26 protein-coding genes and 1 tRNA gene are annotated in these 18,648 nt (G+C 67.5%); 12 read left to right on the top strand and 15 right to left on the bottom strand.

The features are described from left to right. Window positions 1-36 precede the first annotated feature (36 nt). The 3 genes from ACN6O8_RS19290 to ACN6O8_RS19280 all read right to left on the bottom strand — a co-directional run bounded on the left by ACN6O8_RS19290 (window position 37) and on the right by ACN6O8_RS19280 (window position 1,421). A complete protein-coding gene (locus ACN6O8_RS19290) occupies window positions 37-240 on the bottom strand; it encodes a cold-shock protein (protein WP_006220190.1) in 204 nt (67 codons plus the stop codon). Between the two features lie 371 nt (window positions 241-611). Continuing rightward, the gene (locus ACN6O8_RS19285) at window positions 612-932 is read right to left on the bottom strand and encodes a hypothetical protein (RefSeq protein WP_427992607.1); all 321 of its coding nucleotides are present in this window, start codon (window positions 930-932) and stop codon (window positions 612-614) included. A gap of 90 nt (window positions 933-1,022) precedes the next feature. Continuing rightward, window positions 1,023-1,421 carry a hypothetical protein gene (locus tag ACN6O8_RS19280; protein ID WP_427992606.1) on the bottom strand — a complete coding sequence of 133 codons (399 nt, stop codon included), beginning with the start codon at window positions 1,419-1,421 and terminating at the stop codon, window positions 1,023-1,025. Between the two features lie 138 nt (window positions 1,422-1,559). On the opposite strand from ACN6O8_RS19280, the gene ACN6O8_RS19275 reads away from it, so the two are divergent. Beyond that, window positions 1,560-1,850, top strand: a complete 291-nt coding sequence (locus tag ACN6O8_RS19275; protein WP_049073176.1) for a DUF2513 domain-containing protein — start codon at window positions 1,560-1,562, stop codon at window positions 1,848-1,850. Between the two features lie 42 nt (window positions 1,851-1,892). On the opposite strand, the gene ACN6O8_RS19270 is transcribed toward ACN6O8_RS19275, so the two are convergent. The 3 genes from ACN6O8_RS19270 to ACN6O8_RS19260 are packed head-to-tail and all read right to left on the bottom strand — an operon-like array spanning window position 1,893 to window position 3,795. After that, window positions 1,893-2,165 (bottom strand): hypothetical protein, encoded by a 273-nt coding sequence (locus ACN6O8_RS19270; protein ID WP_427992605.1) that lies wholly within the window; start codon window positions 2,163-2,165, stop codon window positions 1,893-1,895. Between the two features lie 59 nt (window positions 2,166-2,224). Next, a complete protein-coding gene (locus ACN6O8_RS19265) occupies window positions 2,225-2,620 on the bottom strand; it encodes a RidA family protein (RefSeq protein WP_427992604.1) in 396 nt (131 codons plus the stop codon). 26 nt (window positions 2,621-2,646) lie between these two features. Then, window positions 2,647-3,795 carry a DSD1 family PLP-dependent enzyme gene (locus tag ACN6O8_RS19260; RefSeq protein WP_427992603.1) on the bottom strand — a complete coding sequence of 383 codons (1,149 nt, stop codon included), beginning with the start codon at window positions 3,793-3,795 and terminating at the stop codon, window positions 2,647-2,649. Window positions 3,796-3,938: 143 nt separating this feature from the next. On the opposite strand from ACN6O8_RS19260, the gene ACN6O8_RS19255 reads away from it, so the two are divergent. Further along, window positions 3,939-4,850, top strand: coding sequence for a LysR family transcriptional regulator (locus ACN6O8_RS19255; RefSeq protein ID WP_427992602.1), 912 nt, complete (start codon window positions 3,939-3,941; stop codon window positions 4,848-4,850). 30 nt (window positions 4,851-4,880) lie between these two features. Here the strand turns inward: ACN6O8_RS19255 and ACN6O8_RS19250 are convergent, their stop codons facing one another. Then, window positions 4,881-5,279, bottom strand: a complete 399-nt coding sequence (locus ACN6O8_RS19250) for a RidA family protein (RefSeq protein ID WP_427992601.1) — start codon at window positions 5,277-5,279, stop codon at window positions 4,881-4,883. 69 nt (window positions 5,280-5,348) lie between these two features. After that, on the bottom strand, window positions 5,349-6,539 hold the full coding sequence (locus ACN6O8_RS19245) for an MFS transporter (protein WP_427992600.1): 1,191 nt from the start codon (window positions 6,537-6,539) through the stop codon (window positions 5,349-5,351). A gap of 135 nt (window positions 6,540-6,674) precedes the next feature. Between ACN6O8_RS19245 and ACN6O8_RS19240 the strand changes: the two genes are divergently transcribed. The 3 genes from ACN6O8_RS19240 (at window position 6,675) to ACN6O8_RS19230 (ending at window position 8,291) form a co-directional block, all read left to right on the top strand. After that, on the top strand, window positions 6,675-7,256 hold the full coding sequence (locus ACN6O8_RS19240; protein WP_427992599.1) for a TetR/AcrR family transcriptional regulator: 582 nt from the start codon (window positions 6,675-6,677) through the stop codon (window positions 7,254-7,256). Window positions 7,257-7,388: 132 nt separating this feature from the next. Further along, complete coding sequence (locus ACN6O8_RS19235; protein WP_427992598.1) at window positions 7,389-7,877, top strand: hypothetical protein; 489 nt, start codon at window positions 7,389-7,391, stop codon at window positions 7,875-7,877. Window positions 7,878-7,985: 108 nt separating this feature from the next. Beyond that, window positions 7,986-8,291, top strand: a complete 306-nt coding sequence (locus ACN6O8_RS19230) for a hypothetical protein (RefSeq protein ID WP_427992597.1) — start codon at window positions 7,986-7,988, stop codon at window positions 8,289-8,291. A gap of 27 nt (window positions 8,292-8,318) precedes the next feature. On the opposite strand, the gene ACN6O8_RS19225 is transcribed toward ACN6O8_RS19230, so the two are convergent. The 3 genes from ACN6O8_RS19225 to kdsA form a co-directional block, all read right to left on the bottom strand. After that, entirely contained in the window at window positions 8,319-8,576 is a 258-nt protein-coding gene (locus ACN6O8_RS19225) for a hypothetical protein (RefSeq protein ID WP_427992596.1), read from the bottom strand. A 108-nt stretch (window positions 8,577-8,684) separates the two neighbouring features. Next, a complete protein-coding gene (locus tag ACN6O8_RS19220) occupies window positions 8,685-8,990 on the bottom strand; it encodes a carbohydrate isomerase (protein ID WP_427992595.1) in 306 nt (101 codons plus the stop codon). A 66-nt stretch (window positions 8,991-9,056) separates the two neighbouring features. Then, window positions 9,057-9,914 (bottom strand): 3-deoxy-8-phosphooctulonate synthase, encoded by an 858-nt coding sequence (gene kdsA / locus ACN6O8_RS19215; RefSeq protein WP_427992594.1) that lies wholly within the window; start codon window positions 9,912-9,914, stop codon window positions 9,057-9,059. Window positions 9,915-10,227: 313 nt separating this feature from the next. Between kdsA and ACN6O8_RS19210 the strand changes: the two genes are divergently transcribed. Continuing rightward, window positions 10,228-11,445, top strand: a complete 1,218-nt coding sequence (locus ACN6O8_RS19210) for a hypothetical protein (protein WP_427992593.1) — start codon at window positions 10,228-10,230, stop codon at window positions 11,443-11,445. Window positions 11,446-11,467: 22 nt separating this feature from the next. Here ACN6O8_RS19210 and aqpZ read toward each other — a convergent pair whose 3' ends face one another. After that, window positions 11,468-12,178: an aquaporin Z gene (gene aqpZ, locus ACN6O8_RS19205; RefSeq protein ID WP_427992592.1), complete on the bottom strand. Its 711-nt coding sequence runs from the start codon at window positions 12,176-12,178 to the stop codon at window positions 11,468-11,470. A 310-nt stretch (window positions 12,179-12,488) separates the two neighbouring features. On the opposite strand from aqpZ, the gene ACN6O8_RS19200 reads away from it, so the two are divergent. Both ACN6O8_RS19200 and ACN6O8_RS19195 read left to right on the top strand, forming a co-directional pair. Then, window positions 12,489-12,848, top strand: a complete 360-nt coding sequence (locus ACN6O8_RS19200; protein WP_427992591.1) for a hypothetical protein — start codon at window positions 12,489-12,491, stop codon at window positions 12,846-12,848. 11 nt (window positions 12,849-12,859) lie between these two features. Continuing rightward, complete coding sequence (locus tag ACN6O8_RS19195; protein WP_427992590.1) at window positions 12,860-13,372, top strand: hypothetical protein; 513 nt, start codon at window positions 12,860-12,862, stop codon at window positions 13,370-13,372. Window positions 13,373-13,452: 80 nt separating this feature from the next. Here the strand turns inward: ACN6O8_RS19195 and ACN6O8_RS19190 are convergent, their stop codons facing one another. Together ACN6O8_RS19190 and ACN6O8_RS19185 are read right to left on the bottom strand one after the other, a co-directional pair. Continuing rightward, entirely contained in the window at window positions 13,453-13,725 is a 273-nt protein-coding gene (locus ACN6O8_RS19190) for a hypothetical protein (RefSeq protein WP_427992589.1), read from the bottom strand. Window positions 13,726-13,872: 147 nt separating this feature from the next. Further along, complete coding sequence (locus ACN6O8_RS19185; RefSeq protein ID WP_427992588.1) at window positions 13,873-14,259, bottom strand: tautomerase family protein; 387 nt, start codon at window positions 14,257-14,259, stop codon at window positions 13,873-13,875. Window positions 14,260-14,358: 99 nt separating this feature from the next. Between ACN6O8_RS19185 and ACN6O8_RS19180 the strand changes: the two genes are divergently transcribed. Then, window positions 14,359-15,216: a LysR family transcriptional regulator gene (locus tag ACN6O8_RS19180; RefSeq protein WP_427992587.1), complete on the top strand. Its 858-nt coding sequence runs from the start codon at window positions 14,359-14,361 to the stop codon at window positions 15,214-15,216. Between the two features lie 31 nt (window positions 15,217-15,247). On the opposite strand, the gene ACN6O8_RS19175 is transcribed toward ACN6O8_RS19180, so the two are convergent. After that, window positions 15,248-15,334 (bottom strand) — tRNA-Leu (locus tag ACN6O8_RS19175). A 47-nt stretch (window positions 15,335-15,381) separates the two neighbouring features. Between ACN6O8_RS19175 and dapC the strand changes: the two genes are divergently transcribed. The 3 genes from dapC (at window position 15,382) to dapE (ending at window position 18,642) form a co-directional block, all read left to right on the top strand. Further along, complete coding sequence (gene dapC / locus ACN6O8_RS19170; protein ID WP_427992586.1) at window positions 15,382-16,578, top strand: succinyldiaminopimelate transaminase; 1,197 nt, start codon at window positions 15,382-15,384, stop codon at window positions 16,576-16,578. 28 nt (window positions 16,579-16,606) lie between these two features. Beyond that, window positions 16,607-17,428 carry a 2,3,4,5-tetrahydropyridine-2,6-dicarboxylate N-succinyltransferase gene (gene dapD, locus ACN6O8_RS19165; protein ID WP_427992585.1) on the top strand — a complete coding sequence of 274 codons (822 nt, stop codon included), beginning with the start codon at window positions 16,607-16,609 and terminating at the stop codon, window positions 17,426-17,428. Window positions 17,429-17,514: 86 nt separating this feature from the next. Then, on the top strand, window positions 17,515-18,642 hold the full coding sequence (gene dapE / locus ACN6O8_RS19160; RefSeq protein ID WP_427992584.1) for a succinyl-diaminopimelate desuccinylase: 1,128 nt from the start codon (window positions 17,515-17,517) through the stop codon (window positions 18,640-18,642). The last annotated feature ends 6 nt before the right edge of the window (window positions 18,643-18,648 follow it).

Raw genomic sequence — 18,648 nt, 5'->3', positions numbered from 1 at the left:
AAGCCCCCGAAGGGGCTTTTCCGAAAACGCAGGACCTTACAGGACCTGAATCTTCGTGGCTTGCGGGCCCTTGGGGCCATTGGCCGTCACAAAGCTGACGCGCTGGTTCTCTTCCAGAGACTTGAAGCCCGAGCCCTGAATTTCGGAGAAGTGAGCGAACAGATCCTTGCCACCCGCTTCCGGGGTGATGAAGCCATAACCCTTTTCCGAATTGAACCACTTAACGACGCCGGTTTCCATACTGTATTTCCTAGAGATAATGGGCAAATGCCCGGAGGTCACGAATCAATCAAGGAGGGGACAGTAGAACAATAACGCTGAGCCGGAAAAGGCACGGCACTGAACGAAAATCGCAACGCTTGTGATCGTGTGCCGACACTATCGTTATGTTCCCCTCACAAGTCAACATAATCCTAAAAAATACGTGCCAATAATGCAACAAAGAGAAACTGCGGACAGAATTTACACGTTTTCATAGGCAAAAAGAAGGCCTGCATAGGTGTAAACACCCACGCATCATAAAAAAACAATCAAGGCTTATTTAAATGCCCGCCCCAAACCCGCACACACTCATACGCCGTTTGGACGGACACTTTGGTTTGCCGCCAGGCTTACTCGTCGATAGGTAAACCCAACAAGTCGAGCGCCGCGCCGAATTCGTCGGGGCCCGAGCAAAGGAAAACCGCCACGTCGCCGGGATTGATATTCTCCAGGACCTGGTCGATTTGGTCTTGCGCATTATCAACATCGTCGACACTGGCAGCGTGTATGTCCGCTCCGCCTTCGACTTTTTCGGGGGGCACGATATCGGCGATCGCATTGAGATCGGTCACGCCCGTCACGACATAGGCGCTGATGCTCTCGCCATCCAGCGTTGTGTGCAGCTCAACGCCGCCCGCCACGTCGGCAACATGCCGACTCAGTATTTCCATGATCACTCTTCCTAGACTTGCGGGCCAGGCCCGCCGGGCAGGCACCACTCGGGTGCGCGTACGCCCAGGCGCGACTATAACAGCCTTATGCTAAGACTTCTTGACAGCCGGACCGAGCGACGGCCGCGCGGCGCCGGAAGTGGCTGCGACAGTGCGACTGCGCACGCCGGCCGCGGTCAGCGCGGCCAGCAAGGGCTTCTGGGCCTCCAGGAACACAGCCTTCTCCTGATCCGCCAGTTTGCACACGAACATCTGCGCCAGCAGCCGGGTGCGGCGCGCCTTGCGGTTGTCGGCTTCCTGGGCCAGCCAGGCGGAGACCCAGTCGGCGGCGGCCTGCGCGTCGCCTTGCTGCTTGATGTGCCCCAGCAGGTCGAACACGGTGACGCCGGTGATGGCGCCGTCCTCCGCGCGGGTCAGAAAGAGCTTGGCGGCCTGACCGGTATAGCCGGGGATCAGGGCAAGGCAATCGCGCTCGGCGGGTTTCTTCATCGGTACTGCCTGTATCGGTTGTGAGTAATCCCGCACTGTAACCCGGGCCCGCGGGCTGTCGCTTGGCCGCCATCGAACTCTGCTATCGTCGGCCTGTTTCTTCCCAACCCTCTTCCCAACCCCATAACGGCGGACATCATGCAACGCGATTTCGATCTGGTCGTCACCATCCTGGGAGCCCTGCGCGACGCGCCCGGCCCCAACCTGAGCACCCACGACATCAAGGAAGCGGCCCTGGCCCACGAGCAGGGCCTGCAATTGGTCGCGCATCACCTCGACCTGCTGGCCGACGCCGGGCTCGTCAAGCAAGTCAGCGAAACGGCGGCCACCGCCGGCGACACGCGCTGGCGCATCACCTGGAAGGGCTACGACGCCCTGGAACAGGATGAAGAGGACGAGGACGACGAGGACTTCGACGCCGAAGAATGAGGCGTCCGCCGGCCCGGGGCGGCGCCTGCCGCCCGGGCGCCCTCAGCGGCGCCGCAGGATGCGGCGCGTCAGCAACGCGGCCGCGGCGCCGATCACCAGGCTGAACATGAACGCGGCGATCGCCAGCATCGCCGACTGGTCGCCGAAGCCGGCCGACCGCGACAACGCCACCACCGCGACGCCAACCACTGCCGCCAGCGCGGCCACGCCAGCCAGCACGCGGCCGGCCGAACGCAGCCGGCCGCAGAGCGAGCCGCCCACCAACGCCACCGCCACCATGGCGGCCATGGACCAGAACAGGTATTCGTAGTGCATGCGGACGGACTCCCCTGCTGTGTTGAGGCGACCGGATTATAGGCGGGCGCGCAGGGCCCTCAGTGCCGCGGCGCGACGGCGACGGCGCTGATCTCCACCAGGGCGCCGTAGTGCAATGCGCGGGTCGGCACGATGGCGCGGGCCGGGCGGTGATCGCCGAAGCGGCGTTCGTAGACGCGATTCACGTCGTTCCACAGGCCGATGTCGGGAATGTAGACGGTGACGTTGACCACCGAGGCCATCGACGCGCCCGCGGCCCTCAGGATGGCCGCCAGGCTGTCCAAGGCGGCCTCGGTCTGCGCGGCCACGCCTTGCGCCAGTTGCGGCCGCTCGCCGGGCCGGGCCGGCGGCAGGAACCCGAGCTGGCCGGAAACAAAGACAAAGCCGTTGGCGCGCACGGCCTGGGAATAATGGCCGGCGGGCGCCGTGGCGTCGGGGGTGTCAATGATGTCCATCTGGACTCCTGTGCGGGACGACCGGGCTACCAGCCGCGAAAACGTTGCCACTGCGCCACGACGCGGCGGTCGCCGCCGCGCACGACCTGGTAAGCGTCGTGCTGGGCGCAGGTGGCGCAGGCATGGTTGGGCACGATCCGCAGCCTGGTGCCCAGCGGCAGGTCCGGCAAGGTGGCGGCGCTGCCGGCGCGCAGTTTGATGATGCCCTGCTCCTGGTTGGTTTCGGCCAGTAGCAGATCGGGATAAACCTTGCCGTCGGCATCACACACCAGTCCATACAACTGATCCACCGGCTGCTTTGCCGTGCCGCGATCGCGCGACATGGCCATCCAGCCCGCGTCCACCAGGATCCAGCCCTTGTCGGGCTGGTGGCCGATCACCGTGGTCAGCACGGAGGCGGCGATGTCGTCCACGGCGCACACGCCGAGCCCGGCCATGACCAGGTCGAAAAACACATAGACACCCGCCCGCACCTCGGTCACGCCGGCCAGACTGCGGGCGAAGTGGGCGGTGGGCGTGGAACCCACGCTGACCACCAGACACGGCAGGCCGGCGGCACGGATCGCCTCGGCGCAACCGACCGCGGCGGCGCGTTCCTGTTCGGCCATGACGGCGATCGCCTCCAGGCTGCGGCAACCGTAGGATTCACCGGCGTGGGTCATGACGCCGCGCAGGCACGCCGCCGCATGCAGGGTGCGCGCAATCGCCAGCAACTGGTCGGTGTGGCCAGGCGCCACCCCCGCGCGGTGGCCGTCGCAATCGATTTCGATCAGGGCGGGAATGGCCGCGCCCGCCTCGGCGGCGCGCGCGGCCACCGCCCGAGCGGCATCGACACTGTCGACCACCACGGTCAGGTCGATCCCGCGTCGGCGCAGCGCCAGCACGCGGTCGAGCTTGGCGGGCGCCACGCCCACCGCATACAGCAGATCGGTGACGCCGGCGGCCGCGAACTGCTCGGCCTCCTGCAGCGTCGAAACCGCCGCCGGCCCCTCGGGACGCGCCATGACGCGGCGCGCGACCTCGATCGACTTGGGCGTCTTCAGATGCGGACGCAGTTGCACGCCATGGCCGGCCATGAGGTTGTTCAGGCGCTCGATGTTGCGCGTCATGCGGGTTTCGTCCAACAACAGGCAGGGCGTTTCCAGCGTATCCAGGGTGGCGCAGGCAGAGGTCATGGCAATATCGACGGAACAGTAACGGGCGGTACGGACGGGAGCGGCGCGGGCGCCGCCCGGGCGGATCCGCATGGCAGGAGTATGGCGCGCCCAGGGGCTTACGTGTTTAATGATGGCTTAATCAATCATTAAGGCCGCACTGAATGATCACAACGGACGACCTACGCTTCTTCCTGAGTCTGGCCGCCACCAGTTCGCTGGCGCAGGCCGCCCGCGCGCTGGATGTGACCCCGCCGGCGGTGACGCAGCGGCTGCACGCGCTGGAAAAGCGCCTGGGCGTGCGGCTGGTAAACCGCTCGGGACGCGGCACCGCCTTGACCGACGAAGGCCGGCTGCTGGCGCTGCGCGCCGGCCAGATCTGCGGCGAACTGAACGACTTGGCCGATGAGCTGGCCGGCCGCCGCGGCGTGGTGGCCGGCCATCTGCGTGTGGTGGCGCCGCTGGGTTTCGGCCAGCGCTATGTCGCCGCGCTGGTGGCCGGATTCCGCGAGGAACAGGCCGACGTGACGGCCAGCCTGACGCTGTCGGACGGCCCGCCGCGCCTGGCCAGCGATGACTGGGACGTAATGATCCACATCGGCGAGCTGCGCGATTCCACCCTGGTAGCCTATCCGCTGGCGCCGAACCGGCGCATCCTGTGCGCGTCGCCCGCCTACCTGGCACGCCACGGGGCGCCGGCCAAACCCGAGGATCTGCGCGACCATGCCTGCATTGCGCTGCGCGAGAACGAAGAGGATGTCACCCTGTGGCGCTTCAAGCGCGGTCGCGGACCGGCGGTGGGCGTGCGCATCGCGCCGGTGCTGTCGAGCAACGCGGGCGCGGCGGCGGTGGCCTGGGCGCTGGCCGGACATGGCATCGTGGCGCGCTCCGAATGGGATGTGGCCGAGCACGTGAAGGCGCGCGCGCTGGTGCCGCTGTTGGCGGGCTGGAGCCTGCCCGAGGCCAACGTGGTAGCGCTGGTGAAATCGCGCCAGGAACTGCCGGCGCGCACGGCGGGGTTCCTGGCGCATTTGCGGACGGCGTTCGCCGTCACGCCATGGCGCGACAAGGCCTGAGGACGAACCCCGGCGGTGGGGGCCGGCGCGTCAGTCCAGCATCGCCTCGGCCTCGATCTCGATCAGCCATTGCGGCAGTGACAGGCCGCTGACGATGATCCACGACGACGGCGGCGGGTCTTGCGGGAAGCGGTCGCGCAGCGCTTGCGCGATCACTTCCTGGTCTTCGCGCGCGCTTTCGCAGATGTAGATACGCAGCATGATGACCTGGGCCAAGGTGGCGCCGGCCGCGGCCAGCACGCGCTCGACGTTGTCCAGCGCGGCTTCGGTCTGTTCCTGCAAGCCGGGCCCGACGGTGCGTTCGTCGGCGTCGACGCCGACCTGGCCCGACAGCAGCATGCGGCGCTGACCGGTCACGATGACGGCCTGGCTGAAGCCGTATTGCACGCTGTTGAACACGCTTTCGGGATTGACGACGGTACGGGTCATGGGGGGTCTCCTGGCGGGTGCCGCGATCCGCGGCGCATGGATGGGTTGATTCTAGGGCCGCAAGACGGCTCAGGCCGTGGCCGGCGCGGATCGGGCACCACGGGCCGCATACAGGGCCACCAGCAGCACCACGACGCCGGCGCCGACGGCGGTCCAGAAGCCCGCGCCGACGCCGTAGCGATCGACGATTCCACCGGCCAGCGCCGCCCCCGCCGCCACCCCCACGCCCAGGCCCGTGACCAGCCAGGTCAGCCCTTCGGTCAGGCGCCGTCCCGGCACGGTGCTTTCCACCAGCGCCATGGCGATGATCATGGTCGGCGCGAACGACAGGCCCGCCAGCAGCACGCCCAGCGACAGCGTGAGCAGATCCCCCACCCACAAAAGCGGCAAGGTGGTGAAGGCGGTGACGCTGGCGGCGATGGCCAGCATGCGCGCCAACGGCATCTGGAACTTCAGCACACCGAACGCCAGCCCCGCGCCGCAGGAGCCCAACGCGTAGGCCGATAACACCGCGCTGGCGCCCGCCGGCACGCCCTGCTGGCGCGCGAAGGCCACGCTCAGCACATCGATCGTGCCGACGATGACGCCCATCGCGGCCATCATGGCGGTCAGCTGGCGCATCAACGGCACGGCCAGCACCGAGGCTTCGCGGCCCTGCAGACGCGGCTGCACCGCCGGCGCGGTGGCCCGCTGCATGACGAAGGCGGCAACGCCCAGGCCCAGCAGCAGCGCCGCGCCCAGGGGGCCCGCCTCGGGAAACAGGATCACGCACAGCCCCACCGCCAGCGGCGGCCCGATGATGAAGCTCAGCTCATCGAATACCGATTCGAGCGCGTAGGCGGTGCGCAGTTGCGGGCGCTCGCGATAGATTTCGGTCCAGCGCGCCCGCGCCATGGCAGGCATGCTCGGCAGGCTGCCGGCCAGCGCCGCGAATACAAACAGGGTCCAGTCAGGCGCCTGCAGCCGCACGCACAGAGCCAGGCCGGCCAGCCCGGCCACACTGGCGCCGGCGGCCAGCGGCAAGACGCGACCCTGGCCGTGGCGATCCACCAGGCGCGAGATGCGCGGGGCCAGCAGCGCCGTGGCCAGCGCGAACGTGGCCGCCACCGCGCCCGCCAGGGTGTAGGCGCCGCGCACCTGCGACAGCATGGTGATGATGCCGATGCCGGTCATGGGTAGGGCCAGCCGCGCCACGGCGCAGGCGGCAACGAACGCGGCGGCGCCGGGCGCCTGGAACAACTCGCGATAGGGATTGGACACCCGGCACCTCTGGGGATGTTGCAGGCCGGCGGCGGAGCCGCCGGATATATTGACATACGTAACGTATGTAAGATCGTATTCACCTGCGCGGCGGATGTCAATTAACATACGCTTCGTAGGTTTATGGAGCCGGACATGGCACGATCGCGCGCCGAGATGATTGAGCAAACCCGCGGAAAACTGCTGGCGACGGCGCGCGAGTCGTTTCGCCGCGTCGGCTACGCGGCCACCTCGATGGATGATCTCACCGCGGCGGCCGGACTGACCCGAGGAGCGTTGTATCACCATTTCGGTGACAAACAGGGCCTGCTGGCGGCGGTCGCCGCGCAGATCGACCACGAAATGGAACAACGTTTGCAAGCCATTTCCCGCGACGCCGCCGATCCCTGGACCGCCCTGCGCGAGCGCTGCCGCGCCTATCTGGCGATGGCGGCCGAACCGGAGATCCGCCGCATCGTGCTGCAGGACGCGCGCGCCGTGCTGGGCCAGACTGGCGCCGCGGCGCAGGAACAATGCACCGCGTCGCTCGCCACCCTGCTGCACGAACTCATGGAGCGGGGCGAAATCGCGCCGGCCGAGCCCCGCGCGCTGGCCCGCATGCTGCACGGCGGCCTGGCCGAAAGCGCCTTCTGGATTGCCGAGGACGATGGCCAGGCGCGTCTGGCGCACGCCCTGCGGGCGTTGGAACTGCTGCTGCAAGGCCTGCGCCTGCCCTGAGCCCGGGCCGGCCGCGTGCCGGCCCTCGCGGCAAGCGCCGTCGTCGCGCATAATGCGACACGACGGGCGCGGGCCGGCCCCAGGCGGCCCGCCGCGCCCCCTTCCCGCAACCTGGATCCCTTGTTCCGCAACATGAAGCTCTCGCGCCATTCTTTCCTGGCGGTCCTGTTTGGCACCGCCGCGCTACTGCCGGCGGCCGCGCCCGCCCAACCGCCGGCGCCGGAGATCAAGCAGGCCCTGGTGGGCAAATGGCGGCACCAGACCATGCTGCGCACGGCCGACGGCCAGGCATTGCCGCCGCAGCCCTCGGGCGGCGCGGGCGTGGCGGAGTTCCGCGGCGACGGTACCTGGTCGATGCAGGGCCCGGGCGCGATGTCCAGCGGCACTTACCGCTGGCTCGATGCCAAGCGCATCGAACAGACCCTGGAGCAATCCACCACCCGGCTCGAGATCGGCGTGGCTTCCATCCGCTACGTGAAAATCCAGGGCGACCACCTGACCCTCACACGGGTCCAGGATCGCAAGGAAATCGACAAGCTGATGCCGCCGCCGGCCCCCGATGCCCGGCGTCCCGATCAGATGATCGTCACCAACGTCTTTACCCGGCTGCCGGCGGACTGACCCGTGCCGACGCCGTCGCCCGCTGCTGGCGCGCGATCGGCCAAAGGCGGTATGGAAGCGTGTCCGCTTCTTTGCTACGCTGAGTCACAACCGTGGAGTTCACTGACCATGCAACCCAAGATCCGCGTGCTTTGCGTGCAGCCCTCGTCGGTATCGGCGCGCTTTGCCTTCCTGGCGATCGCGCTGCGTTGGTCGCTGGGTGCCACCCCGCGCCCGGCGCGCTTGCGGATCGGCCCCCACGACCTGGCGCCGGTCGGTTCCGAAGCCGCTTTCTGGCTGTTCGCGCTGCGCCACGCGTTGGCGTCGCAATCGATGCTGGTCACGCGCGGCGATCACTGGGATGTGGCCGCCTCGGTCGACGGCGATGTCATCCGCGCCTTTGGCCGCAAGTTCGCCTTGCGCCAGTGTCTCTGAAGCGGCCCGGCCGCCGCGCCGGCCCGCTCAGCCGCCCAGCGGCGGCTTGCGGTGATAGGCCGCCAGTTGCTCGGCGGTCCAGCGTTGCCGGGCCTCTTCCTGGCAACAAGTGCGGAACACCTGCGCGCCGACATCCAGAAAGCGTCCCATGTCGTCGTCGGTCAACTTGCCTTGCACCCGCATCAGGCAGTCCGCGTAGGCGGACAGGATGCCGTCCCAACCCTGGGGCTTGCCGGGTGCGACAGGCCTGCTGATCATGCGGGCCATCATTTCGTTATGGTCCATGCTGGATCCCCCTGTAGCCTCGCCACGGCCACGCAGGCCGCGCAGCGGTACACAAGAGACACTGGGCAGCAAGCGCCATGCCCGCGCCGCCGGCCCCGGGCGGGCCGGTCAGAACTCCGGCAGGTCGAACACCGTATGCAGGGTGGAACTGGGCACCGGCACCGAGGCCAGATGCTCGCGTCCGTCATCGCCGGTCAGCACCCGCACCGGGCGCGAGGCCACCGCCACGCCATCCACGCTGATCAGGGTTTCGACATCGGCGCCGGCGTTGATGGCCTCGATCACCTCGGACGCGGCCGCGGTCACGGGCTCGCTGACCCAGCCGGGCACGCCGCGTTCGGCCAGGCCCCAACGCACGTAGGCGATATGGCCACTCACGGCATCTTTGCGTACGGCGACGATCGCGTAGAACATTCGGGCTTCCCTCAGATTGGGTGGCCCGGATCGTATAACAACTTCGCGGATCCGCGATGACAGCCGTCAGGGTTCGATATCGATGGGCGCAAAGGATTTCACCAGGTCATCCAGCTGCTTGAGCTGGGTCAGGAAGGGTTCGAGCTTGTCCAGCGGCAGCGCGCTGGGGCCGTCGCACTTGGCGTTGCGGGGATCCGGGTGAGCCTCCAGGAACAGCCCCGCCAGCCCCACGCCCATGCCCGCCCGCGCCAGTTCCGCCACCTGCTCGCGGCGTCCGCCCGAGGCCGCGTCCAGGGCCGAGCGCTGTTGCAGCGCATGGGTGACGTCGAAAATGACCGGCCGGTTGCCGGTCACTTTCTTCATGACGCCAAAACCCAGCATGTCCACCACCAGGTTGTCGTAGCCGAAACTGGTGCCGCGGTCGCACAGGATGATCTGCTGGTTGCCGGCCTCGGTGAATTTCTCGACGATGTTGAGCACCTGGGTGGGGCTGAGGAACTGCGGCTTCTTGATGTTGACGACACGGCCGGTCTTGGCCAGTGCCACCACCAGGTCGGTCTGGCGGGCGAGGAACGCCGGCAATTGCAGGATGTCGGCCACTTCCGCCACGGGCGCCGCCTGCCAGGGCTCATGCACGTCGGTGATGACCGGCACGCCGAAGTTCTGCTTGACCGCCTCGAAGATCTTCATGCCCTCTTCCAGGCCCGGACCGCGATAGGAATGGATCGACGAGCGGTTGGCCTTGTCGAACGACGCCTTGAACACGTAGGGAATGCCCAGCCTGGTGGTCACGCGCTGGTATTCCTCGCAGGCGCGCAGCGCCAGATCCTTGGATTCCAGCACGTTGATCCCGCCGAACAGCACGAAAGGCCGGTCGTTGGCGCAGGTGATCGAGGGCGAGATGACGACTTCCGGGGCGGTCATGGTGAGGCAATCCTGTAAAAGATGAAGCAGGTAGTAAGAGCGTAATGTACAACCTGCCTGCCCCGGATCCGGCCCGACGCGTCGCTTTTTTGCGAGGACGCGGCGGCGGGAAATCATGCGTTGCCGCGTGCCCAGCCGCTGGCGTTGTGCGACGGCGACGAAAACGCCGCGTCGGCCCGGCCCCGCGCGGCCAAACCCATGGACGAGCGGGAAAACCCTGCTACAACATACCCTGGGCGCCAATGCCCCTGGACTGGGCCGGTCAAGCACATTGCCGGCGGCGGGCCATCCGGCACCAACTCGTGAGGCAAACATGGGATTCCTAGACGCGCTGTTGCGGCGCAAGCCCACCCAGGAGCAGTTTGCCGCGCTGTTCATCGCCGCCGCGCGGCAGCGCGGCTTCAGGGGCGAACTGGGCTACAAGGCGGATGAGTTCCAGTTGCTGCACGGCGCAGGGTCGTACTTCAATTTGCACAACGCGTACAACGCCTATTGCGACGCTCCGGGCGGGCAGCGCCAGGGCGCCCTGCAAGGCTATGTCTCCACCCTGTTAACCAGCAGCCAGACGCACCCGGCGTCGCTGGCCGAGGCCCGCCCGCTGCTGCGTCCGGTGATCCGCGGCCGCGCCATGCTCGAAGCGGTGCGCCTGCACCACCTGCGCAGCGACGGCAACGACAGCGGCTTCCATCCGGCGCTACGCCCCTTTGGCGACGATTGCGTGGTGATGCTGGCGCTCGATCACCCTGAGTCCATCGCCACGCTCACCCACGGGCCCGATGCGCAATGGGGCCTGTCGTTCGACGAGGCCCTGGCCATCGCCATCGACAATCTGCGCGAAGCGGTCGACCATTTCGTGGAGGTGGCTGCCGGCGTGTACGGCGGCGGCTGGGAAGACGGTTACGACATCAGCCGTGCGCTGCTGCCCGACATGCTGGAGCGCATTCCGGTGCGCGGCCGGCCGATATTCATGATGCCGACCCGCGACCTGCTGCTGGTCAGCGGCGATGGCGATGAGGCCGGGCTGTTGAAAATGACGGAACTCTGTCTGCAGGTGGTGGCGCATGGCCGCCCCGTATCGCCCTGCATGTACCGCTACGGCACCGCCGGGCTCGAACGCTACCGGCCGCAACAGCCCCTCCTCGCCCGCCCGCTGGCGCACCTGGCGCGGGTATTGGCGCAGGGCGATTACGAGGCGCAGAAAGAAGCCCTGGATCGCCTGCACGAAGCACGCGGTATCGACCTGTTCGTGGCTACCTACAACCTGTTCACGCAGAGCGACGACCCGGCCGCCTCGTTCTCGCTGGCCACGTGGACCCGCGGCGTGGCGACCTCGCTGCCCAAGGTCGACCGCCTGGCGTTGGTGCGCCCGGAGGCCGCCGACGATTTGGGCGAGGTTCGGGTGGTGAGCTGGGAGCAGGCGGCGGCCGAACTGGCGCCGCTGCTCGAACGCGAAGACCGCTATCCGGCGCGCTACCGCACCCTGGGCTTTCCCGACGACGCGCAATTGGCACGGCTGCCGGCCCTGGATTGAGCGAGCCGCCGCCGCGCGCGGGTCACGCCTGCGTGGCCGGTTCGCTCACCAGCCGATAGGCCAGCGCGCCGATGACCGCGCCGACGATGGGCGCCACCCAGAACAGCCACAATTGCTCCAACGCCCAACCGCCCACGAACAGCGCCGGGCCGGTGGAACGGGCCGGGTTCACCGAGGTATTGGTGACCGGGATGCTGACCAGATGGATCAGCGTCAACGCCAGGCCGATCGGGATCGCCGCGAAGCCGGCCGGCGCGCGCACGGACGTGGCGCCCAGGATCACGAACAGAAAGCCCGCCGTCATCACGACTTCCGTCACCAGGGCGGCAACCAGGGAATACTTGCCCGGCGAATAGGCGTCGAAACCGTTGGCGGCGAAGCGGCTGGCCTGCAGGTCAAAGCCCTGTTGGCCATTGGCGATGGCCGCCAGCACCGCCGCCGCCGCGATCGCGCCCAGCACCTGGGCCGCCACATAGGGCAGGATGTCGCGGGCCGGGAAACGCCCTGCGGCGACCAGCCCGACCGTGACCGCGGGATTGAAGTGCCCGCCCGAAATGTGGCCGACGGCAAACGCCATGGTCAGCACTGTCAGGCCGAACGCCAGCGCGACCCCGGCAAAGCCGATGCCCAACTGCGGGAACCCCGCCGCCAGCACCGCCGCGCCGCAGCCGCCCAGCACCAGCCAGAACGTGCCGAAGAATTCCGCGCCGCAGCGCTTGGATAATGAGTACATGTTTCGCCCTCCGCGATTGAAAGCGCGAAGGTAGCGCGGGCAGGACGTTACGACTTCAAAGCAATGCAAATTCCGCGCGGTTCCTGACATTGCTTGACGATCTCGGCCCGGTCGCCCCGGCCCCGGACGCCATGAGACAGCACGACCGCAGCCCGCGCGATGCCGGCGCCACCAGCCATGCATCGGTGGCGGCCTGTGGTGAACGGCGAGGTGGACGATTGAGGCGCCCGGCGTGGCCAGCCGGTCTTGCCGGAATGCGGCGGCATTGTTACTTTTGCCACTCCCCGTCCCCGACAGGAATGCGTCCGCCATGACCATCGTCGTTTACGCCACCAACGCCCGCGCCCTCTGGGAAACCATCCAGGCGGACATCCCCTCGATTGGTGCCAAGGGCACTTCCGGCGGCAACACCTGGCGCAAGGACGACGGCGGCCGCGCCACCAAAATCTATCGCGCCACGCCTACCGGCCAGCACGACGAGCGCGCCTATTTCGTGGGCACGGTACGCACCGGCCAACTGATGCTGCTGGATCTGCTGCCCGGCAGCGAGCCGTTGACCTGGCCGCTGTTCGGCGCCTTGCATGGCCACCTTGCGGGCATGCTGCTGGCGACCTATCCCGATGCCATCCTGTCGTTGAATCTGTTCCCCAACCGTCCCGCCGAAGACTGAAGCGCCACGCCATGCTGTTGTTCTCCATCGGCGCGCTGGCGCTACTGTCGTTGGCCGTGCTGGCCTGGCGCATCGTCCGCCGCCCGCCCGGCCAGACGCCCGGCGGCATAGCACGCGCCGCAGCCGGCGGCGCCGCGCTCCACCTGTTCATGGGCCCGCCGATCGGCGTGCTGGTGTTGTGGCTGATGCTGTCCGTGGCGGCGCGCAGCGCCGAGCACCTGGTGACCTCGATCCTGCTGATTCCCTGGTCGTACCTGGTGGGCGGCGTGCCGGCGCTGCTATGCGGCCTGGTGGCGGGCGCCTGCACGCCCGCGGCCGTGTCCTGGCGCTCGTACTGTGGGACCGCCCTGCTCGGTGGCCTGTACGGCACCGTGTTCATACTGGGCGTGGCGATGCGGGAGGGCGACTGGATAGCCCTGACATTCCCGCTGCTCGCCGGCGGCGTACCCGGGCTGATTGCCGGCGCCGTGTGCGGGCGCGTGTTGTACGGCGGCCGCAGGGCCGCGGCGGCCGCGACCGGCTGACCGCCCCCTTACCGCCGCCTCGACCCGCCCCCGTTCACGGGTCGCGCAACGCAACCCATCCCGGGTGTGGTGACCTCGGCTCAGCCGCCGAAGGCGCGGCGCAAGCGTTCCATTTCAGCCCGGTTCAGCCGTTTGGCCTCGTCTTCGGCATAGTCGCGTTCACCCGCCTCGTACTTGCCGTCATACATGCAACTGCTGCGGCTGACCCGGCATTCCAGGCTGACGCGCGAGGCGGCGGGCCCCGAGGCGGCGGGCGCGGACCAGACGTTCAGGGGCGACGAGGACGAGCATCCGGACATGAGTGCGGCCAGCAGCAGCAACAGGCCGCCACGGCCAAGCATTTGGATCGACAATGGTTACCCCCGCTCGACAGGAAAGGCGTCAGGCCTCTTTATAACAAAGCCGTGGACAACGCCGTGGCGCGGCTTGCGACGACCCAAGACAATTCGTGCCAAGACCGCGCGGCTCGGCACCGCGCCCGGCGGTCAGGCCATCCGTTTCTACGTTGTCGCGTATTGGGCCAGGCCATGGCCCAGCGACCAGTTTTCGGGCGCCACTTCGATGAGGTTCACGAACACATCCTCGGGGCGCACGCCGGGGCTGGCGCCGAGCCGCCGCGCAAGGCTTTGATACAAGGCTTTCTTCTGCTCCTTGCTGCGGGTGGCGTTCGCGGTGATTTGAATGAATACCAGCTCATCACTGCGCATCACGTTCAGGTAGCTTCTGCCGTAACGGAAATCGCAGGCTTCGTGCCCGGTCACGGTCATGAACGCGTCATCCTCGGGCACGTTGAACGTCTCTCTCATTGCTTGGTAAACGGCTTCGCAGATGGCCTGCCGATAGGCGGGCGGCTGGCCGGCGCGCAGGGAAATATTGACAAATGGCATGATGATTCCTTGGGTGGAAGAGGGTACGAGGAGGGACTTTATGGCCTATCATCCATTTCAACAACGCATCATAAGAAATACCAGAGATAACCACTTGAAATGACTGACCGCCCTCTCGACATCGGCGCCGTGCGGGCGTTCGTGCAGATCGCTGAACTCGGCAGCTTCACCCTCGCCGCCGATGGCCTGGGCACCACGCAGTCCGCCGTCAGCCTGAAGCTCAAGCGGCTGGAAAGGCAGTTGGGCGTACGGCTCATCGAACGCACGCCGAGGCATGTGCAGCTTTCGGCGCATGGCATCGCGTTTCTGGAGCACGCCAGAGGCTTGTTGCAAGCCCACGATCGCGTGTTGAATTTCCGCGCCGGGCAGCGCTTGCGGCTGGCAATAGGCATCAGCGACCATGTGGCCGGTCCGGAGCTACCCGCCCTGATCGCCCGCATGAATGCGCAAGACCCCCAGTTGCTGGTCGAAATCCGCATCGCCTCGTCGGCCGACCTGCTGCAACGATTTGATCGGCGCGAACTGGATGCGGCCCTGGTTCGCACGGACGCGGGCCGCGACGACGGCGAACTCGTAACAAACGAGCCCTTCCATTGGTTCGCCTCTGCGGGCTGGCAGCGTCACGCTGACGAACCCCTGCCCTTGGCCACGATGGCCGAGCCTTGCGGCGTGCGTGCGATGGCCGAAGCGGCGCTGGACGCGGCCGGCATGCCGTGGCGGGAAGTGTTCGTGGGTGGCGGCGTGGCGGCTGTTGCGGCCGCGGTCATGGCCGGCCTGGGCGTGGCCGCCCTGGCACCGCGCATGTTGCCGTTCGGCGCGGAGAACGTGGGCAACCGGCTGGGATTGCCCGCGCTCCCGCGTCTGCCGGTCATGCTGCACAGCCGGGCGCCTGATGGCCGTTCGCGCGACGCGCTCAAGGCTTTGGCGGCGGCGTTCAGAAGCGCCGCGCTCGCCTAGCGGCGGCGGCGGCCTGGGCCAGAAATGGAGTTGGTGCGAAGGAGGGGACTCGAACCCCTACACCTGTTACGGCGTCAGGACCTAAACCTGGTGCGTCTACCAATTTCGCCACCTTCGCAATAGGCCAAGCCCGCTATTGTAGCTTGCTTGTTAAAATCTTGCGTCATGAATCCGCGCCTCGATGCCCTGCACCCCTACCCGTTCGAAAAATTGCGCGCCCTGCTGGCCTCGGCCAGCGTGCAACCGAACGGCCCGACCCCCATCAATCTGTCGATCGGGGAGCCCAAGCACGCCGCGCCGGAACGCGTCGGGCAAGCCATCCGCGACCATCTTGGCGGCTTGTCGGTCTATCCGTCAACCAAGGGCGATCCCGCGCTGCGCCAGGCCATCGCCCAGTGGTTGGCGCGGCGCTACAGCATCCCGGCGCCCGACGCCGAGACCCAGGTGCTGCCGGCGCTGGGCTCGCGCGAGGCGTTGTTCGCCTTCACCCAGACCGTCATCGATCCGTCGGCCGGATCGGTGGTGATCTGCCCCAACCCGTTCTACCAGATCTACGAGGGCGCCACGCTGCTGGCCGGCGCCACGCCCTACTACGTCAACGCGGACGCGTTGCGTAACTTCGCTTGCGACTGGAACCAGGTGCCGGACGAGGTCTGGAAAAAGACCCGGCTGGTGTTCGTGTGCTCGCCCGGCAACCCGGCCGGCAACGTCATGTCGTTGGACGAATGGGAGGACCTGTTCGCGCTGTCCGACCGCCACGGCTTCGTGATCGCCTCCGACGAGTGCTATTCCGAGATCTACCTGGACGAAGGCAATCCGCCACTGGGCGGCCTGCAGGCGGCGCGCCGCCTGGGCCGTGACGACTACCGCAACCTGGTGGCGTTCTCCAGCCTGTCCAAGCGTTCCAACGTGCCGGGCCTGCGCTCGGGCTTCGTGGCCGGTGACGCCAGATTGATCGGCCGCTTCCTGCTGTACCGCACCTACCATGGCAGCGCCATGAGCCCGCTGGTGTCGGCCGCCAGCATCGCCGCCTGGACCGACGAAGCCCACGTCAAGGACAACCGCCGCCTGTACCGCGAGAAATTCGACGCCGTGCTGCCGATCCTGCAGAACGTGCTGGAGGTCTCGCGTCCGCAGGCCTCGTTCTACCTGTGGGCGGCCACCCCGGGCTCGGATACCGCGTTCGTGCGCGACCTTTACGGCCGTACCGGTGTTACCGTGCTGCCGGGCAGTTTCCTGGCGCGCGAGGCGCACGGCGTGAATCCGGGAGAGGGACGCATCCGCCTGGCCCTGGTGGCGCCCCTGGCCGACTGCGTGCAGGCGGCCGAACGCATCGCCCATTTCGTCCATACTTCTGTTTGATCAACCTTTTTTCAAAAGCTGAGCCGCTATGACTCTCGACCTGCAGACCACCATCGAAAAAGCCTGGGACGACCGGGCCAACCTGTCGCCTGCCGACGCCAGCGCCGAAGTGCGCGAAGCCGTCGAGCACACCATCGACGGGCTGGATCTGGGCCGCCTGCGCGTGGCCGAGAAAATCAACGACGACTGGGTCGTGCACCAGTGGATCAAGAAGGCCGTGCTGCTGTCGTTCCGCCTGTACGACAACGCCATCATGGGCCAGGCTCCGCTGCAGTTCTACGACAAGGTGCCGCTCAAGTTCTCGGAATACGGCGACAACGCCTTCAAGCAAGGCGGCTACCGCGTGGTGCCGCCCGCCGTGGCCCGCCGCGGCGCCTTCATCGGCCGCAACGTGGTGCTGATGCCCTCGTACGTCAACATCGGCGCCTACGTCGATGAAGGCACCATGGTCGACACCTGGGCCACCGTCGGTTCGTGCGCCCAGATCGGCAAGAACGTCCACCTGTCCGGCGGCGTCGGCATCGGTGGCGTGCTCGAGCCGCTGCAGGCCAACCCCACCATCATCGAAGACAACTGCTTCATCGGCGCCCGCTCGGAAGTGGTCGAAGGCGTGATCGTCGAAGAGAACTCGGTGCTGGCCATGGGCGTGTACCTGTCGCAAAGCACCAAGATCTATGACCGCGCCACGGGCAAGGTCACCTACGGCCGCGTGCCGTCGGGTTCGGTGGTGGTGCCAGGCTCGCTGCCCTCGGCCGACGGCTCGCACAGCCTGGCCTGCGCCGTCATCGTCAAGCGTGTCGACGCGCAGACCCGCGCCAAGACCAGCATCAACGATCTGCTGAGGGCGTAATGCGCACGACCGCACGGCCGCCCGAAGGGCGTGCACCCTCCCTTGGGGAGGCAGCCGCGCAGCGGCAGGAGGGCCAACCTCCCTCGGTGGTTCTGGATCTGGTCAAGGACCTGATCGCCCGTCCGTCGGTCACCCCGGCGGACGCCGATTGCCAGGCGACGCTGGCCGCGCGCCTGGCGCGCATCGGCTTCACCTGCGAAACCATCGCCCAGGGCGGTGTCACCAACCTGTGGGCGCGCCGTGGCGACACGGCGCCGCTGGCGGTCTTCGCCGGCCACACCGACGTGGTGCCGCCGGGCCCGCGCGAGAAGTGGGAAAGCGACCCGTTCGTGCCCACCGAGCGCGACGGCTACCTGTACGGCCGCGGCGCCGCCGACATGAAAAGCTCGATCGCCGCGTTCGTGGTGGCGGCCGAGGAATTCGTGGCCGCCAACCCGCGGCACGGCGGCTCGATCGCCCTGTTGATCACCTCCGACGAGGAAGGCCCGTCGATCGACGGCACCGCCATCGTCTGTGACGCGCTCAAGGCGCGTGGCGAGCAGATGGACTACTGCATCGTCGGCGAACCCACCTCGGGCGAGGTGCTCGGCGACACCTGCAAGAACGGCCGCCGCGGCTCGCTGTCGGGCACGCTCACGGTCAAGGGCATCCAGGGCCATGTGGCCTACCCGCATCTGGCGCGCAATCCGGTGCACCAGCTCGCGCCGGCGTTGGCCGAGATCGTCGCGATCGAATGGGACCAGGGCAACGAGTACTTCCCGCCGACCACGTTCCAGGTCTCGAACCTGAACTCGGGCACGGGCGCCACCAACGTGGTGCCAGGCGAGGCGGTGGCGCTGTTCAACTTCCGCTTCTCCACCGCCAGCACGCCGGAAGGCCTTAAGGCGCGGGTGCACGAAGTGCTGGACCGCCATGGCCTGGAATACACGCTGGACTGGGAACTGGGCGGCGAGCCCTTCCTGACCCCGCGCGGTTCGCTGACCGATGCGCTGGTCAAGGCCATCCGCGACGAAACCGGCGTGACGGCCGAGCTGTCGACCACCGGCGGCACGTCCGACGGCCGCTTCATCGCCAAGATCTGCCCGCAGGTCATCGAGTTCGGCCCGTGCAACGCCACGATCCACAAGGTCAACGAGCGCATCGAGCTGGCCTCGCTGGAGCCGTTGAAAAACATCTATCGGCGCACGCTGGAAAACCTCCTGCCCGCCAAGTAAAAAGCC

Source organism: Achromobacter sp. (assembly GCF_050285565.1).
Lineage (GTDB): Bacteria > Pseudomonadota > Gammaproteobacteria > Burkholderiales > Burkholderiaceae_B > Achromobacter.
This window is presented reverse-complemented; position numbering and strand designations above follow the sequence as displayed.

Coding starts and splice junctions, on each gene's coding strand:
- ACN6O8_RS19290 (WP_006220190.1), bottom strand. CDS start 240: ATGGAAACCGGCGTCGTTAAGTGGTTCAATTCGGAAAAGGGTTATGGC.
- ACN6O8_RS19285 (WP_427992607.1), bottom strand. CDS start 932: ATGGAAATACTGAGTCGGCATGTTGCCGACGTGGCGGGCGGCGTTGAG.
- ACN6O8_RS19280 (WP_427992606.1), bottom strand. CDS start 1,421: ATGAAGAAACCCGCCGAGCGCGATTGCCTTGCCCTGATCCCCGGCTAT.
- ACN6O8_RS19275 (WP_049073176.1), top strand. CDS start 1,560: ATGCAACGCGATTTCGATCTGGTCGTCACCATCCTGGGAGCCCTGCGC.
- ACN6O8_RS19270 (WP_427992605.1), bottom strand. CDS start 2,165: ATGCACTACGAATACCTGTTCTGGTCCATGGCCGCCATGGTGGCGGTG.
- ACN6O8_RS19265 (WP_427992604.1), bottom strand. CDS start 2,620: ATGGACATCATTGACACCCCCGACGCCACGGCGCCCGCCGGCCATTAT.
- ACN6O8_RS19260 (WP_427992603.1), bottom strand. CDS start 3,795: ATGACCTCTGCCTGCGCCACCCTGGATACGCTGGAAACGCCCTGCCTG.
- ACN6O8_RS19255 (WP_427992602.1), top strand. CDS start 3,939: ATGATCACAACGGACGACCTACGCTTCTTCCTGAGTCTGGCCGCCACC.
- ACN6O8_RS19250 (WP_427992601.1), bottom strand. CDS start 5,279: ATGACCCGTACCGTCGTCAATCCCGAAAGCGTGTTCAACAGCGTGCAA.
- ACN6O8_RS19240 (WP_427992599.1), top strand. CDS start 6,675: ATGGCACGATCGCGCGCCGAGATGATTGAGCAAACCCGCGGAAAACTG.
- ACN6O8_RS19235 (WP_427992598.1), top strand. CDS start 7,389: ATGAAGCTCTCGCGCCATTCTTTCCTGGCGGTCCTGTTTGGCACCGCC.
- ACN6O8_RS19230 (WP_427992597.1), top strand. CDS start 7,986: ATGCAACCCAAGATCCGCGTGCTTTGCGTGCAGCCCTCGTCGGTATCG.
- ACN6O8_RS19225 (WP_427992596.1), bottom strand. CDS start 8,576: ATGGACCATAACGAAATGATGGCCCGCATGATCAGCAGGCCTGTCGCA.
- ACN6O8_RS19220 (WP_427992595.1), bottom strand. CDS start 8,990: ATGTTCTACGCGATCGTCGCCGTACGCAAAGATGCCGTGAGTGGCCAT.
- kdsA (WP_427992594.1), bottom strand. CDS start 9,914: ATGACCGCCCCGGAAGTCGTCATCTCGCCCTCGATCACCTGCGCCAAC.
- ACN6O8_RS19210 (WP_427992593.1), top strand. CDS start 10,228: ATGGGATTCCTAGACGCGCTGTTGCGGCGCAAGCCCACCCAGGAGCAG.
- aqpZ (WP_427992592.1), bottom strand. CDS start 12,178: ATGTACTCATTATCCAAGCGCTGCGGCGCGGAATTCTTCGGCACGTTC.
- ACN6O8_RS19200 (WP_427992591.1), top strand. CDS start 12,489: ATGACCATCGTCGTTTACGCCACCAACGCCCGCGCCCTCTGGGAAACC.
- ACN6O8_RS19195 (WP_427992590.1), top strand. CDS start 12,860: ATGCTGTTGTTCTCCATCGGCGCGCTGGCGCTACTGTCGTTGGCCGTG.
- ACN6O8_RS19185 (WP_427992588.1), bottom strand. CDS start 14,259: ATGCCATTTGTCAATATTTCCCTGCGCGCCGGCCAGCCGCCCGCCTAT.
- ACN6O8_RS19180 (WP_427992587.1), top strand. CDS start 14,359: ATGACTGACCGCCCTCTCGACATCGGCGCCGTGCGGGCGTTCGTGCAG.
- dapC (WP_427992586.1), top strand. CDS start 15,382: ATGAATCCGCGCCTCGATGCCCTGCACCCCTACCCGTTCGAAAAATTG.
- dapD (WP_427992585.1), top strand. CDS start 16,607: ATGACTCTCGACCTGCAGACCACCATCGAAAAAGCCTGGGACGACCGG.